The following is a 15,907-nucleotide window of genomic DNA, read 5'->3' as shown; positions in this document are numbered from 1 at the left end:
ACCGAAGGCGGAAGGATCCGGGCCGCAACGGCCACCGGTGTGTACGGGAGCCGCCTGGCCGCCACCACGCCGGTGGGGTCCCGCTCCGGGCGCGAGGCACCGCCGGCCCGACCGCCGCCCGCCGGACGCACGGGGGTCCGGCGGGCGGTACGGGCCGTGGCTCACTCCTCGCCGTGCCCGAAGGGCGGGGCGCCGCCGCCCCCGCCGACCAGGTGGCGTTCCAGCCAGTCGGCCGCCGTCCGGCGGAAGAAGCGCCGGTTGTCCGCCCGTTGGAAGTCGTGCCCCTCGTCGCGGAGGGTCAGCAGCTCGGCGGGGATCCCGCGGTCGCGGGCCGCCCGGACGAACTGCTCGGACTCCCCCGGCGGCACGTTCGTGTCGTGCTCGCCGTGGACGGCCAGCACGGGCACGCGCAGGGCGTCGATCCGGTGGAGCGGGGAGAGCGACCGCAGCAGCTCGCGGTCCCGCTCGGGGTGGCCGTACTTGTGGGCGGCGGACTCGGCGATCCACGGCTCCGTCCCGGCGAAGAACGTCTGGAGGTCGGACATGCCGCACACGGCCACGCCCGTGCGGAACAGCTCCGGGTGCCAGACAAGGGACGCCATGACGAGGTAGCCACCGTACGAGCGGCCCATCACGCCCAGCCGTGCCGGGTCAGCGGGACCGGCGAGGACGGCGTGCGCGGCGCAGTCGGCGACGTCCTGGATCGCGGCGAACCGGCCGGTGCCGAGGTCGGCGTCGACGAAGGCCCGCCCGTGGCCCGACGAGCCGCGCACGTCCGGCGCGAACACGTCGACGCCACGGCCCAGCAGCTCGTGGTAGAGCGGGTCGAGGACGGGCCGCTCCTGCTCCTCCGGGCCGCCGTGCAGGTGGATCACGCAGGGGGCGGGCCGGGTGGGGCCGCGTCCGGGGGCGCGGTAGTACCAGCCGCTGAGCGGCGTCCCGTCGCGCGCGGTGAAGCGGTGCCGGACGGGGCGGGTGGGCCGGCGGCCGGGTGGTACCGCCTCCTCGTCACGCGACGACCACGGCGTCCGCAGCGGCTCCCCGGTGCCGGGCAGCCACCAGACGCCGGGGCGGCGCTGTGAGCCGCTGAGCGCGACCACGGCCGCGCCGCCCGTGCCGGCGGGCGCGACCCTGGTGGCGACCTCGTGGGGCAGGGCGACCCCGTGCCCGGCCGCCACCACGGTCCTCGGCCCGTCCGGATCACCGGGACCCTCCCACAGGTCCGGGGCGTCCGGGGTGGCCAGGCCGGCCAGGTCATTCGGGGCGTCCGACGGTTCCGGGGCGACCGGGACTTCCGGAGCGCCCAAGGTGTCCGGGGCCTCCGGCGCGTCCGCGAGCGGGCGGAACTCCAGGTCGCTCAGGCCGCCGTCGTTCCAGGCGAGGAAGGCGCCGCGACCCTCGGGGTCCACGGTGAGCAGCTCCAGGTCGACACCGTCGCGCTCGGCGGCCACCGACAGCCGGGTGACGCTCCCGTCGGGCGCCAGGTCGGCGGCGAGCAGGGCGGCGAACTCCCGGTCGGCGTCGCTGCGCAGCCACAGCCGCCGCCCGTCCGGTGAGAAGGCCCCGATCCACGGGTCCCCGTCGGCGACCGGCACGGCGGCCGCCGTGCCCAGGTCGGACAGGCGCACGACCACGGCCTCCCGCCGGTTGCGCGGGCCGCGCCGCAGGACGGCCAGCCGTCCGTCGCGGCTGACGTCGCAGATGCGCAGGGTGGCGGCCGTCCGCTCGACGGCGACCAGGACCGGCGCCGCCACGCCGTCCGGGTCCACGAGGTAGGCCGCGAGGCCGTTGCCCGCGCGCACCGTCGGCCCCTCGGGGCCCGGCCCGGTGGCCGTCCCCGTGAGCGTCCCGTCGAGCCGCGTCGTGTCGGAGAGCGTCCCGTCGAGGAGGACGCCGTCGCGGTACGCCCCGTCGCGGTACGCCCCGTCGAGGGCGGTCGCGTCGAGGAGGGCACCGTCCGCCGGTCGCGCGGCCGCTCCGGTGAACAGGTCGTCGTACCGCGCGTGGGTGGCCGGCCGGGACGCCGTCCCGTCGGGCAGGAGGACGGTCGGCGGCCGGACGGCGGGGGCGACGTCGCCGTGGTGCGCCCCGCCGAGGAGCACGGCGCGGCCGTCGCGCTCCCGCCACCCCGCCGGCAGTCCGACGGCGGACGGCTCGGCCGGTTCCGCCTCGCCCGGCGCGGACTCACCGGGGGCGTGCCCGGTCCCCTCCGCGGGGGCGGCGACCGTGACGGCCACGGCGGACCCGTCGTGGAGCCAGCACCCCAGGTAGGCGGAGGTACCGGGTTCTGCGCCCGCGAGGACGCGGCGCCCGGTGCCGTCGGGGCGTACGCACAGCACGCGGGAGTGCTCGCCGCCGCCCGGCCTGGTGGTGTAGGCGATCCACCGGCCGTCGGGCGACCACGCCACCTCCGACACGGGGTCCGGGCCGGCGTCGAGGAGGTGGGCCTCGCCGCCGTCGACCGGTCCGGTCCACAACTGGGGCACGCCGCCGCGGTCGCAGACGAACGCGACCTGTGCACCGTACGGGTCGGCCGACGGGTACCAGCAGCCGTGCGCCGTGAACCGCACCGGTTCGTCCCGGGCCCCCTCGGCCGGCGCCAGGAGGACGGTCGAGGGGGCGGCGACCGGGGCGTCCCCCTCGTCCCGCCGGGGACCGGTCAGTTGATGCCGTGCTTCTGCAGCCATAGCTCCAGCAACGCTACCTGCCACAGGCCGTTCGCTCCTCGCCTCGTACGGTGCTCCTCGGGCGCCGCCAGGAGCTCCGCCACGTACTCGTCCCGGAAGATGCCGCGCCCCTTGGCCGCGGGGGCCTCCAGCGCCTCGCGCACCCGCTCCAGGACCGGTCCGGCCATGTGCTTGATCGCGGGGACCGGGAAGTACCCCTTGGGCCGGTCCACGACCTCGGTCGGGAGCAGCTTGCGGCCGGCCTCCTTGAGCACGCCCTTGCCGTCGTGGGCGAGCTTCAGCTCGGGCGGGCAGGCCGCCGCGAGCTCGACCAGCTCGTGGTCGAGGAAGGGCACCCGGGCCTCGAGGCCCCAGTCCATGGTCATGTTGTCGACCCGCTTGACCGGGTCGTCGACGAGCATGACGTGGGTGTCCAGCCTGAGGGCCGCGTCCAGCGCGGTCTCGGCCCCGGGGGTGGCCATGTGCTCCCGGACGAACTGCATCGAGACGTCCTCGCCGGGGAGCATGTGGGGCTGCACGATGCGGGCGAGGTCGGCGTGCGTACGGTCGAAGTACGCCTCCGCGTACGCGTCGGCCGCGTCCGCCCGCACCGGCACGGCGAGGCGGGGGTACCAGTGGTAGCCGGCGAAGACCTCGTCGGCGCCCTGGCCGCTCTGCACCACCTTGACGTGCTCGGACACCTGCCGGGACAGCAGGTGGAAGGCGATCACGTCATGGCTCACCTGCGGTTCGGCCATGGCCGCGACGGCGGCGTCGAGCGCGCCCGACACCTCGGTGGACGGCACCATCAGCTCGTGGTGGTCGGTGGCGAACTCGCGGGCCATGAGTCGTGAGTAGTGGAACTCGTCGCCCTGCTCCCCGCCGGCCGACTCGAAGCCGACACTGAACGTGGCGAGGTCGCGCTGGCCCTCGTCGGCGAGGAGCGCCACGACCAGGCTGGAGTCGAGACCGCCGGAGAGCAGCACGCCTACGGGCACGTCGGCGACCATGCGGCGGCGGACGGCGACGCGCAGCGCCTCCAGCACGGCGTCCCGCCACTCGTCCGTGGTCATCCCGTCGTGCTCGGGGCGGCGGGTGTACGACGGCTGCCAGTAGTGGCGGTCGCGGTACGTGCCGTCCGTCTCGACCACGCGGACGGTGGCCGGGGGGAGCTTGGCCACGCCGTTGAGGATCGTGCGCGGTGCGGGGACGGTCGCGTGCCAGGTCAGGTACTGGTGGAGGGCGACCGGATCGATCGAGGTGTCCACCCCGCCGGCGGCGAGGAGGGCGGGCAGGGAGGAGGCGAACCGCAGCCGCCCGGGGCCGGGCGCCAGGTACAGCGGCTTGATGCCGAGCCGGTCCCTGCCGAGGACGACCTGCCCGGTGCGGTGGTCGACGAGGGCGAAGGCGAACATCCCGAGGAAGTGGTCGACGCACTGGACGCCCCACTCCAGGTACGCCTTGATCAGCACCTCCGTGTCCGAGGTGGACACGAAGCGGTGACCGAGGCCCTGCAGCTCCCGCCGCAGCTCCTGGTAGTTGTACAGGCAGCCGTTGAAGACGCCGGTCGCGGCGGCGTCGGAGCCGTCGGTCATCGGCTGGGCGCCCCGGTCGGACAGGTCGATGATCTTCAGCCGACGGTGGCCGAGGGCGACCGGGCCCTGGCTCCACAGGCCCTCGCCGTCGGGGCCGCGCGGGGCCAGGCGGTCGTTCATGCGCCGTACCGCGTCGACGTCGGGGCGGCCGCCGTCGAACCGTATCTCACCGCTCAGGCCGCACATCGCGTGTCACCCCCCGGGTGGAGCGCCTCGGCCGCCTCGTGGCCGGGCTGTCGTATGCCTCGGGCGGGCGGGCGACCCTGGGGTGTGGTATCGCCGGACATGCGGATCCTCCTTCTCGTGTGTTCCTCGTACATGGCGGCCCGGCCGGGTGGTCCGGGGGCCGTCGCGCGGGCGGGGTCAGCCGCCGATGGGCTCCACGGGGCCGCGGCGCAGACCCGCCCGGGCGGTCCTCGCGGAGGCCGGGACGTGGTCGCGGCGGCCGCCCGGGCCGCGGGTCAGCGCGATGAGCTCGTCCACGCAGGCGAGCAGGTCGTCCTGGGCGGCGGTGCGGCGCAGGCGGTGCGCGGCGCTGCCGTCGGCGAGGGCCTTCTCGCTCAGTTCCCGCACGGTCTCCCAGTCGCCGCACGCCTCCAGCTCCGGGCGGAGCCGGGCCAGCATGGTGCGGACGACGCGGGCGGCGGGGGCGGGACGGCGGGAGACCGGGTCGATCAGGTCGCCCTCCAGGCCGGAGCGCGCCGCCCGCCAGGTGGCCGCGCGCAGCCATTCGTGCCGGCCGCCGCAGCGCGCGGACGCGGTGCCGCCGGACTCGAAGCGGGTGGTCGCGCGCATCACCAGGGCCCGGAAGAGCGCGGCGATCAGGACGACCGTCTCGGCGCTCGGCGAGGAGTCGCAGACGCGGAGCTCCAGGGTGGGCTGGTGGTCGGAGGGCCGGAGGTCGTAGTAGATCATCCCGGGGTCGGTGACCACGCCGGAGTCGATCAGTTCGGCGACCGCGGCGTCGTAGGCGGCGGCGTCGGCGAAGCAGCCGGCGGGGCCGGCGGTGGGCCAGCGCTGCCAGAGCATGGTGCGCCAGCTCGCGTACCCGGTGTCCGCCCCGTCCCAGAAGGGGGAGCTGGCGGAGAGCGCCAGCAGGACGGGCGCCCAGGGCGAGATCATGCACATCATGCGGACCGCGGTGTCGCGGTCGGGGACGTCGACGTGCACGTGGGTGCCGCAGATGAGCTGTTCGTCGGCGATCTGCCGGTACTCGGAGACCATGTGCCGGTAGCGGCGGTCGGGTGTCACCCGGCCCGCGCCGGTGCCGGCGAAGGGCACGGTCCCGGCCGCCACGACCGCCAGGCCGTGGCCCGCGGCGTTGCCGCCGAGGCGTCCCCGGGACTCGATCAGGTCGGCCCACAGGGAGTCCATCGTGCTGTGCACGTCGCTGTTCGACTCGACGGTCGACTGCAGGAGCTCCGTGGTGTAGCGGCCCTTCGGCAGTCCCTGAAGCACGTCCCCGGCCCGTGGGACCAGCTTGCCGGTCTCCACCTCCAGGACATGGAACTCCTCTTCCACTCCCACATTGAGCGTCACCGTCACTCCTCCTGACCAGTGCGCGGCGTGACCCGCGCTCGCCCCAACCGGGTGCCCCGTAGCGCCGGCAACACGCCTGACCCATTTCGAAGCGGGCGACCGGGCGGGGTGGCGGCGGCGTCCGGGCGGGTCCCGGCCTCCCCCGGGACGCTGTCCCGGCGTCCCCTCCGACCTGGGGTGAGCCGCGTCTCACCCGGGCCGCGCGGCTTGTCTATGCAACAAGTTGCATAGAAGATCGGGGCATGGCGCTCGACCACGCGATCCTCGTCTCCCTGCTGGAGCAGCCGGGCTCCGGATACGAGCTGGCCCGGCGGTTCGACCGGTCCATCGGCCACTTCTGGACCGCGACGCACCAGCAGATCTACCGCGTCCTCAAGCGCATGGAGGGCGACGGCTGGGTCGACGTCCGGGACGTGCCCCAGCAGGGCCGCCCGGACAAGAAGGAGTACTCGGTCGCCGCCGCGGGGCGGGCCGCCCTCTCCGCGTGGCTGCGCGAACCGGTCGAACCCGAGAGCCTCCGCCACGACCTGGCCGTACGCATCCGCGGCGCCGCGTTCGACGACCCCGCCGCGCTCGTCCGGGAGGTCGAGCGGCACCGGCGCGCGCACGCCGACCGCCTCGCCCACTACCTCGCGGGAGAGGCACGCGACTTCCCGCCCCCGGACACCGCCGCGCCCGACGGCGCGGCGCCCGACGCGGGGCGCGAGCTGCAGCACGTCGTACTGCGGGGCGGCATCGCGTACGAGCGGATGACGATCGCCTGGCTCGACGACGTCCTCGCCACCCTGCGCCGCCTCACAGCCGCCGGTCCGACCACCGACGGTCCGAACGGCGACGGTCCGAACGGCGACGGCGCGGGCCCGGCCGGCGCGGGCCCGACCACCGACCGCCGGACCACCGACGGTCCGGCCGGCGGCGGCTGAGCCGCACGGTCCCGGACCCCTCCCCCCCGCCGGCGCAGCCGCGCACGCCCGCCCCCGCCGCCGGTCCGCACCCGCCGCCCCGGGCCGCGGCCCGCCCCGGCCCCGGCACCCACGACCACTCCACTCCGTTCCACTCGCGATCCACGCACCCTCACCAGGAAGGCGGACCCCATGGCCGACCCGCTGCTGTTCAACCCGCGCACCTACGACCCGGCGCACTTCGACCCCGAGACCCGCAGGCTGCTGCGGGCCACCGTCGACTGGTTCGAGAGCCGCGGCAAGCGCCGGATCATCGAGGACTACCGCTCGCGCGCGTGGCTGGGCGACTTCCTCGACTTCGCCGCGAAGGAGGGGCTCTTCGCGACCTTCCTCACTCCGGCCGGCGCCGCCGACGGCCACGCCGACAAGCGGTGGGACACCGCCCGCATCGCCGCCCTCAACGAGATCTTCGGCTTCTACGGCCTCGACTACTGGTACGCCTGGCAGGTCACGATCCTCGGCCTCGGCCCGGTCTGGCAGAGCGACAACGCCGCCGCCCGCGAGCGTGCCGCGCGGCTCCTCGCCGAGGGCGAGGTGTTCGCGTTCGGCCTGTCGGAGAAGAACCACGGCGCCGACATCTACTCCACCGACATGCTGCTGGAGCCCGACGGCGAGGGCGGTTTCCGGGCCACCGGCTCCAAGTACTACATCGGCAACGGCAACGCCGCCGGGCTCGTCTCCGTCTTCGGCCGCCGCACGGACGTCGAGGGCCCCGACGGGTACGTCTTCTTCGCCGCCGACAGCCGCCACCCGGCCTACCACCTGGTGAAGAACGTCGTCGACTCCTCCAAGTACGTCAGCGAGTTCCGCCTGGAGGACTACCCCGTCGCCGCCGAGGACGTCCTGCACACCGGCCGCGCCGCCTTCGACGCGGCCCTCAACACCGTCAACGTCGGCAAGTTCAACCTCTGCACCGCCTCCATCGGCATCTGCGAGCACGCGATGTACGAGGCCGTCACCCACGCCCACAACCGCATCCTGTACGGCCGCCCCGTCACCGCGTTCCCGCACGTGCGCCGCGAGCTGACCGACGCGTACGTCCGCCTCGTCGGCATGAAGCTGTTCAGCGACCGCGCCGTCGACTACTTCCGCTCGGCCGGCCCCGACGACCGCCGCTACCTCCTCTTCAACCCGATGACGAAGATGAAGGTGACCACGGAGGGCGAGAAGGTCATCGACCTGATGTGGGACGTGATCGCCGCCAAGGGCTTCGAGAAGGACAACTACTTCGCCCAGGCGGCGATCGAGATCCGCGGGTTGCCGAAGCTGGAGGGCACGGTCCACGTCAACCTCGCGCTCATCCTGAAGTTCCTGCGCAACCACCTCCTCGACCCGGCGGAGTACGCGCCCGTGCCGACCCGGCTCGACGCGGCCGACGACGACTTCCTCTTCCGCCAGGGCCCGGCCCGCGGCCTCGGCTCGGTGCGCTTCCACGACTGGCGCCCGGCCTTCGACGCGTACGCGCACCTGCCCAACGTGGGCCGTTTCCGCGAGCAGGCCGACGCCCTGTGCGCGTTCGTCACCACGGCCGCGCCCGACGAGGAGCAGAGCCGCGACCTCGATCTGCTCCTCGCCGTCGGCCAGCTCTTCGCGCTGGTCGTCCACGGCCAGCTGATCCTGGAGCAGGCGGGGCTGACCGGACTCGACGAGGACGTGCTGGACGAGCTGTTCGCCGTCCTCGTGCGGGACTTCTCCGCGCACGCCGTCGAACTGCACGGCAAGGACTCCGCCACCGAGGCCCAGCAGGTGTGGGCGCTGGGCGCCGTGCGGCGGCCGGTCGTCGACGAGGACCGCTCGGCCCGGGTCTGGCAGCGCGTCGAGGCACTGTCCGGCGCGTACGAGATGGCGCCGTAACCCCTCCCGGTGGGCGGCCGGACCCCTGGGTGGACCCCGGGTGGCCGGCCCCCCCTCCGCCGGGGTGGCCGCCCCATGTCGCCCGTCGGCGTGACCGGACAGGATCGGGGCATGGACATCACCCACCGCAAGCCGTCCAGGTCCCGTCTCGTCGTCGTGGCCCCCATGGTGGCCGCGGCCGTGGCCGCCGCCACGCTCCTGCCCGCCCCCGCCGCGACCGCCACGACCACCACCCCGGAGGCGACCACCACGTCGGCCGCGAGGACCGCGTCCGCGGTCGCCCGTGGGGGCGGTCGTGCCGCCGCGCCGGGGACGGTCGTGGCCGTCGAGGCCCGGGGCAGCATGACCGCGGCGGAGGTGTCGCTGAGCCTGCGGGACTCGGGCATCGACGCCTCACGGGTGCGGTACGGGGCGACCTGGTACCGCGTGCTGTACCGCACCACCGACAGCGCCGGCGCCCCCACCACGGCGAGCCAGCTCGTCGTCCTGCCGCACACCCGGCGCGCCTCCCTGCCGGTCGTGTCCTGGCTGCACGGCACCACCGTCCACCGCGACGAGGTCGCCTCCGTCAACCCCGCCTCCAACGACCGGCGGGCGGCGCTCCTCTTCGCCTCCACCGGACGGGCGGTCTCCGCTCCGGACTACGTCGGCCTCGGCAGGGGCGAGGGGTTCCACCCGTACGGCGATCCGGCCGCGACCGTCTCCGCCGCCGTGGACGGGCTGCGCGCCGCGCGCGCCCTCGCCCGGGGCACCGGCCGCGACCTGGTGCGCGAGGTGCAGATCAGCGGGTTCTCGCAGGGCGGCCCGGCGACGATGCTGGTGGGCCGGGCCCTACAAGAGGAGGGGCGCGACCCGTACTTCCGCGCGGGTGCGCTGGCCCCCGTGTCCGGCCCCTTCGAGCTGAGCGCCTTCGAGGCCGCGGCAGCCGACGACGCGGTCGACCACGCGCCCCTGTACCTCGCCTACTTCGCCACCGCCTGGAACCGCGTGTACGGCCTGTACGGCGCGCCCGCCGAGGCTTTCCGTGCCCCGTACGACCAGCGGATCGAGGAGCTCTTCGACGGCCGCCACAGCGCCCGGGACCTCATGGAGGCGCTGCCGGCCACCTCGCGCGAGCTGTTCACCCCCGCCTTCCTGGACCGGATCAGGAAGCCCGACGGCGAGCTCGCACGCAGGCTGCGGGTGCTTGACCGCACCTGCGACTGGCGGCCGGACGTCCCCGTGCACCTCTTCCACGGCAGCGGGGACCAGGACGTCGTCTTCGCGCACGCCCGGCACTGCGTCGCCCAACTGGAGCGGAACCGCGCCGATCACGTGCTCACCGATGTGGGGGCCGTCGATCACAACACCTCGGTGAAGCGGGCCCTGCCGCTGGTCGTCGACTTCTTCGACCGCCGGCGGTCCTGAGCCCGCCCGCCCCGCGGGTGCCGAAGGGCTGTCCCGTCACAGTTCCCTCGTCACACCTCTTTCGTCACACCTCCCTCGTCACACCTCCCCGCCCCAGGCGGCCGCGCACAGGGCGCGGTCGACCTCGTCCGCGTAGACGGCGGCCGCGAGCCACGACCGTGCGAAGTGACCGGTGTCCACCGGGAGCAGGCGGCCGAAGGGGTCGCGCCCGCGGTCGGCGGAGGCCGCGTGGAGCCGTTCGAGGAGGTCGGCCGCGGTGGCGAGCCCCTGCCGGCGCAGGTGCCGCGCGTCGGCGGCGGCGTCCCGGTCCAGCGCGAGCATCCGGCGGCCGCCCGAGACCGCCTGGTGCACGCGACGACGCAGGAGGTGCAGCGGGGACTGGTCGGCGACGGTATCGGGCACGGTCACCGCCGACCCGACCGGCGCGGTGGGCCCGTCGGGCGCGGTGGCTCCGGCCTGCCTGGGGGGCCCGGCCGGCATGGTGCGCCCGGCCTGCGTGGTGGGCCCCGTCGCGGCCGCCGGCGGGAGGTCCGCTCGCTGGAGCCGGTCGAGGCCCAGGTCGAGACGGGTCCCCGCCTCGGTGGGGTGCGTGGCCGCCAGGAGCCCGGCACGGGCGTGGGACGCCGGGACGAGGCGGGCGACCGCGCGCAGCGGCGTGCCCCGGGTCTCGGCGAGCAGGCGGAGGTTCTCCCGGTACGCGAGGTCGGGGTGGTCGTCGGCGGCGGTGAGGCGCACCGTCACGCCCCCGCAGGCGGCGAGGAGGCAGTCGCCGGCGGCCTCGCGGACCGTGCCGACGACGGAGAGGTCGAGGAAGAGCAGCCCGTGGCGCTCGCCGGCCAGGGCCCGCGCGACCTGTTCGGCGACCGGCACGGCCCACAGGCGGTCGAGCGGGTCCTCGTGCCACCCGGCGCCCCGGGCGCGTACGGCCCGGACGCCGAAACCGGCGCCGAGCCTGCCGTCCGCGGAGACGGTCGCCCCGGAGACCGCCAGACCCTCGCGGGAGAGCCGGCGGTGGGTGAGCGCCGTGTCGCCGAGGCGTACCGCGCGGTCGGCCGCGCCGGTGGCGCGCGCGGGACCGCCCGGCGCGACGTCCGACACCGTGTGAAGCCGACCCTCCGCATCCGTGGTCCAGGTGACGGCACCGGCGTAGCCGCTCGCCGTGACGACGGGCTCGCAGAACAGGCCGTAGAGGCGGAGGGACCCCTCGGGGGTGTAGGGCCGGCGGGCGGTGCCCCGCAGCTCCGCCAGCTCGGTCCCGGTGGCGTACGGCAGGCGGTGCGCGGTGGCGAGCAGGTCGCGGAACCGCCCGGCGAGGTCGGCCAGTCGGTACGCCGGATCCGCCGACCGCGCGGCGCGCAGGCCGTTGACGACGGCGACCGCCGTCGCGGCGGTGCGGGGCAGTCCGGTGAGGCGGGCGGCGTGGGCGGCGCGGAGCAGTTCCGCCTGGGCGACCGCGCCGGCGCCGTCGGTGCCGGTGTCGAGCACGGCGGCCGCCGCCCCCAGGACCGCCTCGGCGGCGGCGCGCTGTTCGGCGGTCGCGCGCGGGTCAGCGCCGGCGCCCGGGGCGTGGGGGCCCTCGGGGAGGGTGCGGCCGTCGGGCCCCGCGCGGCCGTCGGGTCGCGTGGAGTCGCCGGGCCGCGTGGAGTCGCCGCACCCGTCGGGCCGGTCGGGCGCGCTGGGGCGGGCCGGACCGTCCGGGCTGCCGGGCGCGTGGGGAGCGTCGGGTGCCGTGGATCCGAGGGGTCCGGTGCTCCCGTCACGGTCCGCGCCCGTGACGGGGTCCGCGTCGTGCCCCGTGTCGCCGTCGGCGATGGGCGCCGCCGAGGCCGCCGCGGCGCGGTGCAGACAGGCCGGCGCGAGGAGGCAGCCGCAGCGGATCGCCTCGGCGGTCGTCACCGTGCCGCCGGGAGCGTGCAGTTCGAGCTCCGTGTCGTCGTCGACGGCGATCCGGACGACGTCGCCGTCGCGTACGAACGGGCGGGCGGAGAGCTTCGCGATGCCGCCGTCCAGCCGCTTGCGCAGGCGGGGCGGGAGCGCGGCGACGAGTTCGGCGGTCACCTCGGGGGCGACGGCCGGCAGGTGCGGGCTCATGAGATCTTCTCCCCTACCCATTGGGCGAGTTCGAGCGGGCTGAGGGCGGCCACGGGCATGCCCGCGGCGACGAGCTGCGCCGCGACGCCCGTGGAGTAGCGGGGACGGCCGGAGTCGTCGAGGCTCGCGCAGCCGAGGACGTGGCAGCCCGCGCCGACCAGGGCGCGGACCTCGGCGAGGAGACCGCCCACGGGGTAGCCCTCCTCGAAGTCGCTCACCACCACGACGAGGGTGCGGGACGGCACGGTGACCAGCTCACGGGCGTGGCGCAACCCGGCGGCGATGTGGGTGCCGCCGCCCACGCTCACCTCCAGCAGGAGGGACAGCGGGTCGTGGACGTGGTCGGTGAGGTCGACGATTTGGGTGGAGAAGGCCAGGAAGTGCGTGGACAGGGTCGGCACCCCGGCCAGGACCGAGGCGGTGAGGGCGCTCCAGATCGTCGACGCCTCCATGGACCCGGACACGTCGGTGACGAGGACGAGCCGCCAGTCGGCGGCCCGCCGGGCGCGGGCGCGGAAGACCGGGCGCTCCGGGACGATCACGACCGTGCCGTCGGGGCCGGGGCGGGCCGTCGCGAGGTTGGCCCGCAGGGTGCGGGCCAGGTCGAGGCCGCCGCCCGGGCGACGGGAGGGGCGGGGCAGCGCCGTGCCGTGCAGGGCGGGCCGCAGACGGGTGGCCAGTTGCCGGGTGAGCTCGTCCACCAGGCGGCGCACCAGCGGGCGCAGCGCGGCCACCCGCGCCTCGGGCAGTCCGCCGGCGTGGCGCAGGACGGTGCGCAGCAGCTCGACGGAGGGGCGCACGCCGCGCGGGTCGAGTTCGGCGAGGACGTCCGCGCGGCCGGACGCGGCGGCCGCCGCGAGGACCTCCTCGCGCACGCCGGGACCGAACAGCGCCGCCAGCTCCCGCGACCACTCGCGCACCCCGGGGTACGGCGCCTCGCGGCCACCGCCGGGTCCGCCGGGACGGCCGCCCCGGCTGCCCTCGCCCCGCCCGGCGCCGTACAGCTCGTCGAGGGCGGTGGCGAGCGCGCCGGCCGCGGGCGGCAGCCGATCGGCACGGCGGCCCAGCACGAGCCGCCAGCGGTCTGCCGCGGCCAGCCGCCGCTCCCCCGCCGGGTCCGCCTGTTCCGCCCGTTCCGCCTGTTCCACCGGGAGCGCCAGGCCCGCCGGGAGCGCCGGGTTCCCCACGTGCGTGGCGGGCGCCGGGGCGTCGGCGTCGGCCTCCCCGTCGGTGCCGTGCCCCGCCGCCGGGGGCTCCGGCGCCGGCGGGGCTCCCCGTACGGCCGAGGCCCCGACCGCCGTGCCCCGCCCTGCCGGTACGCCCGGTGGGGTGGCTGCTTCCGGCGTCGTGCCGGTCCCGGGCGTCACCCCGGGCGGCGGTGGGGGCAGCAGCTCCAGCCGGTGCAGCGCGGCGCGGGCGGCGAGGTCCGCGCGGGTCCACAGCGCGAGGGCCGCGGGGTCGACGTCGCCGGTGTCGGCGACGCCCGCGCCGAGCCGCTCCTCGACGACGGCGAGCAACCGGTCGCGGGCGGCCGGGCTGAGGGTGTCGAACCCACCGCGCAGCGCGGGCAGGCGGGTGAGGAACTCCCCGTCGGGGAGATCGGCGACGCGGTCGAGCAGCGGCTCCAGCGCCACGGCGGCCGTCTCCAGCAGGGGGCCCGCCGCGGTCAGCAGCCCGGCGAGGCGCGCGGTGAGGGCCGAGCGCGACGGCGGGTCCCCGGCCGTGTCGACCCACGAGGCGGCGCGCGCGCCGAACCGCGCGGCCTCCTCGTGGCCGAGCAGGACCCGTACGGCGCCGGCCGCGCCGCGCATCAGCGGGGAGCCGTCGTCGGCGAGGCGCGCCAGGGCGGCGGCAGGCCGGACACCGCCCAGGAGATCGGCGCGGTGGGCGAGTTCGACCAGGGCGCGGGCGTCGGCGGGGTCCTCGGAGCCGGTGAGGCCGTCGATCTGGCGGACGGCGGCCGCGGTGAGCAGTTCCGTCGTCTCGGCCACCGTCCGCAGCCGGTCGTCGTCGGTGTCGAGACCGGGGACGTGCCCGGCGCGCACGCGGTCCATGAGGGACAGTCCGGCGAGCAGCTCCGGCAGCGTGGCCGCCGCGGGCAGGACCTCGGCGACCTCGGCGAGGCGTGCGTCGACGAGCGCGGGCAGGGCGCACCGCGCCGCCTGTTCGAGCCCGGCGAGGGCCTGCGCGGCCGTGGGTCCGCCGTCGGCGGCCTCGGCGCGGCGGCGTTCGCGCAGTACCCCCTCGGCGGCCTGCGCCGGCGTCACCCCGCGGGCCCCGGCGGCCGCGAGGACCGCCTCGGTGGCGGGCGTCCAGCGCACCTCCCACCGGGAGGTGAGGGCGTCGCCGCCTCCCGTACCGGCGACCTCGCGGGCCTCCGCGTACGGCACCCCGCACACGCCGAGCCGGTGCAGCAGCAGTTCCCGGCGGCGGTCGAGGTCGGAGCGGAGCGGGTCGAGTCGCAGGTCCACGGGGTCCGCCGCCCGGGTACCGGGGCCGGGCAGCCGCAGCTTGGCCACTTCGGCCTCGACCGCCGGCCCCAGGCCGCTGCGGGGCACGTCCGGCGCGAGGCGGCCGCAGCGGTCGCCGACGAGGACGCGCTCCATGGCGCGCGCCACGGCCCGGCCCCTGCCGTACGGCTCGCCCTGTGCGAGCACCGTCTGCACGGCCTCGACCAGTTCGCCACGGCCCGCGGCGGGCAGTCCGCGCAGCCGGGCGAGGTCGCCGGCCAGGCGGCTGATCTCGCGGGCGTCGACCGGGCCGGACGGGTGGCCCAGGGAGCGCAGTTCGGCGCAGATCCGCACCGCCGCCCGGAGCAGGGCGTCCTCCAGTGCGGCGGGGTCCTGGGCGGCCGTCAGGACGAGGTGCTGCCACTCGGGGTCGCGGATGCCCGCCGGGTATCCGGACCGCGCGTCGAGCAGGGCGTAGGTGTAGGGAATGAGCGACGTCGTCCACGTGGAGCCGCCACCACCCGTACCGCTCATGCCGTCCGCGCCGCCCTCACCGTCCGTACCACCCGCCCCGCCTCTCCCGGCCGCCGCACCGGCCGGGAGGGGCGCGGGGATGTCGTCGGGCGGTGCGAGAGCGGGGGTCAGCGCCGGGGCGTGGAAGGCGCCGACGACGGCGGCCGCCCGTTCGCCGTTGCCCGTGGCGGCGGCGAGGGCCGTACGCATCCACCGCTCCCGGCGCAGGTCCAGCGGGCTGATCCCGCCGGCCGCCGCGGAGTCCTGGCGCAGCGCCCAGCCGGTGAGGAGGGCGGCGCGGCGCAGTGCGTGCGGTGGGGAGCCGGGAGCGGCGGCCTCGACGAGGCGGTCCCACAGGTCGTCGCCGGGGCGGCCGGTGAGGCGGGCGCGCAGCGCGTCGTGGAGTCCCGGCGCGGTCCGGCCCGGTGCGGGGGCGGTGGCCGCCCGCCACGCCGGGTCGGCGAGCGGCAGGTCGCAGGCGACCACGGGGACGCCGTGCCGGGCGGCCCAGCGCACGGCGACCAGCTCGGGCGAGAAATCGGCGAACGGGTAGAAGGCGGGCGCGGCGCCGCCCTCGCCGGGGCCGCCCCGGCCACCGGGCACGGCGGCCAGGGCGACGGGGGCGCGCGTCCCCTCGTGGGCGAGCCATGGCAGCCACTCCCCCATCTCGGCGGGGAGTTCCACCAGCAGCACGTCCGGTGCGGCCTCCTCCAGCAGGGCGGGGACCACCGCGGCCAGGGAGGGCGCGTGGTGCCGGACGCCGATGAGGTAGGGGCCGGCCGGGTCGGTGAGGGCGGTGACGGCCTCGTCGGGGGAGAGGGTCACGGCCG

Annotated in this window: 8 protein-coding genes; 3 read left to right on the top strand and 5 right to left on the bottom strand. The window is 76.7% G+C overall.

Annotation, left to right across the window (positions count from 1 at the left end; genetic code table 11):
• Positions 1 to 161: 161 nt before the first annotated feature.
• The 3 genes from NRO40_RS28500 to NRO40_RS28490 all read right to left on the bottom strand — a co-directional run bounded on the left by NRO40_RS28500 (position 162) and on the right by NRO40_RS28490 (position 5,800).
• Positions 162 to 2,687, bottom strand: a complete 2,526-nt coding sequence (locus NRO40_RS28500; RefSeq protein ID WP_058942972.1) for a prolyl oligopeptidase family serine peptidase — start codon at positions 2,685 to 2,687, stop codon at positions 162 to 164.
• A complete protein-coding gene (locus NRO40_RS28495) occupies positions 2,660 to 4,447 on the bottom strand; it encodes an N-acetylglutaminylglutamine amidotransferase (RefSeq protein WP_058942973.1) in 1,788 nt (595 codons plus the stop codon). The genes NRO40_RS28500 and NRO40_RS28495 overlap by 28 nt, the downstream gene beginning before the upstream one ends.
• 177 nt (positions 4,448 to 4,624) lie before the next feature.
• Positions 4,625 to 5,800 carry a carboxylate-amine ligase gene (locus tag NRO40_RS28490; protein WP_058942974.1) on the bottom strand — a complete coding sequence of 392 codons (1,176 nt, stop codon included), beginning with the start codon at positions 5,798 to 5,800 and terminating at the stop codon, positions 4,625 to 4,627.
• A gap of 242 nt (positions 5,801 to 6,042) precedes the next feature.
• On the opposite strand from NRO40_RS28490, the gene NRO40_RS28485 reads away from it, so the two are divergent.
• The 3 genes from NRO40_RS28485 to NRO40_RS28475 all read left to right on the top strand — a co-directional run bounded on the left by NRO40_RS28485 (position 6,043) and on the right by NRO40_RS28475 (position 10,023).
• Positions 6,043 to 6,723 carry a PadR family transcriptional regulator gene (locus tag NRO40_RS28485; protein ID WP_079047178.1) on the top strand — a complete coding sequence of 227 codons (681 nt, stop codon included), beginning with the start codon at positions 6,043 to 6,045 and terminating at the stop codon, positions 6,721 to 6,723.
• A gap of 171 nt (positions 6,724 to 6,894) precedes the next feature.
• The gene (locus NRO40_RS28480) at positions 6,895 to 8,616 is read left to right on the top strand and encodes an acyl-CoA dehydrogenase family protein (protein ID WP_058942975.1); all 1,722 of its coding nucleotides are present in this window, start codon (positions 6,895 to 6,897) and stop codon (positions 8,614 to 8,616) included.
• A gap of 111 nt (positions 8,617 to 8,727) precedes the next feature.
• Positions 8,728 to 10,023: an alpha/beta hydrolase family protein gene (locus NRO40_RS28475; RefSeq protein WP_306674895.1), complete on the top strand. Its 1,296-nt coding sequence runs from the start codon at positions 8,728 to 8,730 to the stop codon at positions 10,021 to 10,023.
• 78 nt (positions 10,024 to 10,101) lie between these two features.
• Here the strand turns inward: NRO40_RS28475 and NRO40_RS28470 are convergent, their stop codons facing one another.
• Positions 10,102 to 12,114 carry a hypothetical protein gene (locus tag NRO40_RS28470; protein ID WP_058942976.1) on the bottom strand — a complete coding sequence of 671 codons (2,013 nt, stop codon included), beginning with the start codon at positions 12,112 to 12,114 and terminating at the stop codon, positions 10,102 to 10,104.
• On the bottom strand, positions 12,111 to 15,902 hold the full coding sequence (locus NRO40_RS28465; RefSeq protein ID WP_058942977.1) for a vWA domain-containing protein: 3,792 nt from the start codon (positions 15,900 to 15,902) through the stop codon (positions 12,111 to 12,113). Before NRO40_RS28465 ends, NRO40_RS28470 begins: the two co-directional genes overlap by 4 nt.
• Between the last annotated feature and the right edge of the window lie 5 nt (positions 15,903 to 15,907).

Origin of the sequence: Streptomyces changanensis, from assembly GCF_024600715.1 — a bacterium.
GTDB classification, from domain to species: domain Bacteria; phylum Actinomycetota; class Actinomycetes; order Streptomycetales; family Streptomycetaceae; genus Streptomyces; species Streptomyces changanensis.
This window is presented reverse-complemented; position numbering and strand designations above follow the sequence as displayed.

Coding starts and splice junctions, on each gene's coding strand:
- NRO40_RS28495 (WP_058942973.1), bottom strand. CDS start 4,447: ATGTGCGGCCTGAGCGGTGAGATACGGTTCGACGGCGGCCGCCCCGAC.
- NRO40_RS28480 (WP_058942975.1), top strand. CDS start 6,895: ATGGCCGACCCGCTGCTGTTCAACCCGCGCACCTACGACCCGGCGCAC.
- NRO40_RS28475 (WP_306674895.1), top strand. CDS start 8,728: ATGGACATCACCCACCGCAAGCCGTCCAGGTCCCGTCTCGTCGTCGTG.
- NRO40_RS28485 (WP_079047178.1), top strand. CDS start 6,043: ATGGCGCTCGACCACGCGATCCTCGTCTCCCTGCTGGAGCAGCCGGGC.
- NRO40_RS28470 (WP_058942976.1), bottom strand. CDS start 12,114: ATGAGCCCGCACCTGCCGGCCGTCGCCCCCGAGGTGACCGCCGAACTC.
- NRO40_RS28500 (WP_058942972.1), bottom strand. CDS start 2,687: ATGGCTGCAGAAGCACGGCATCAACTGACCGGTCCCCGGCGGGACGAG.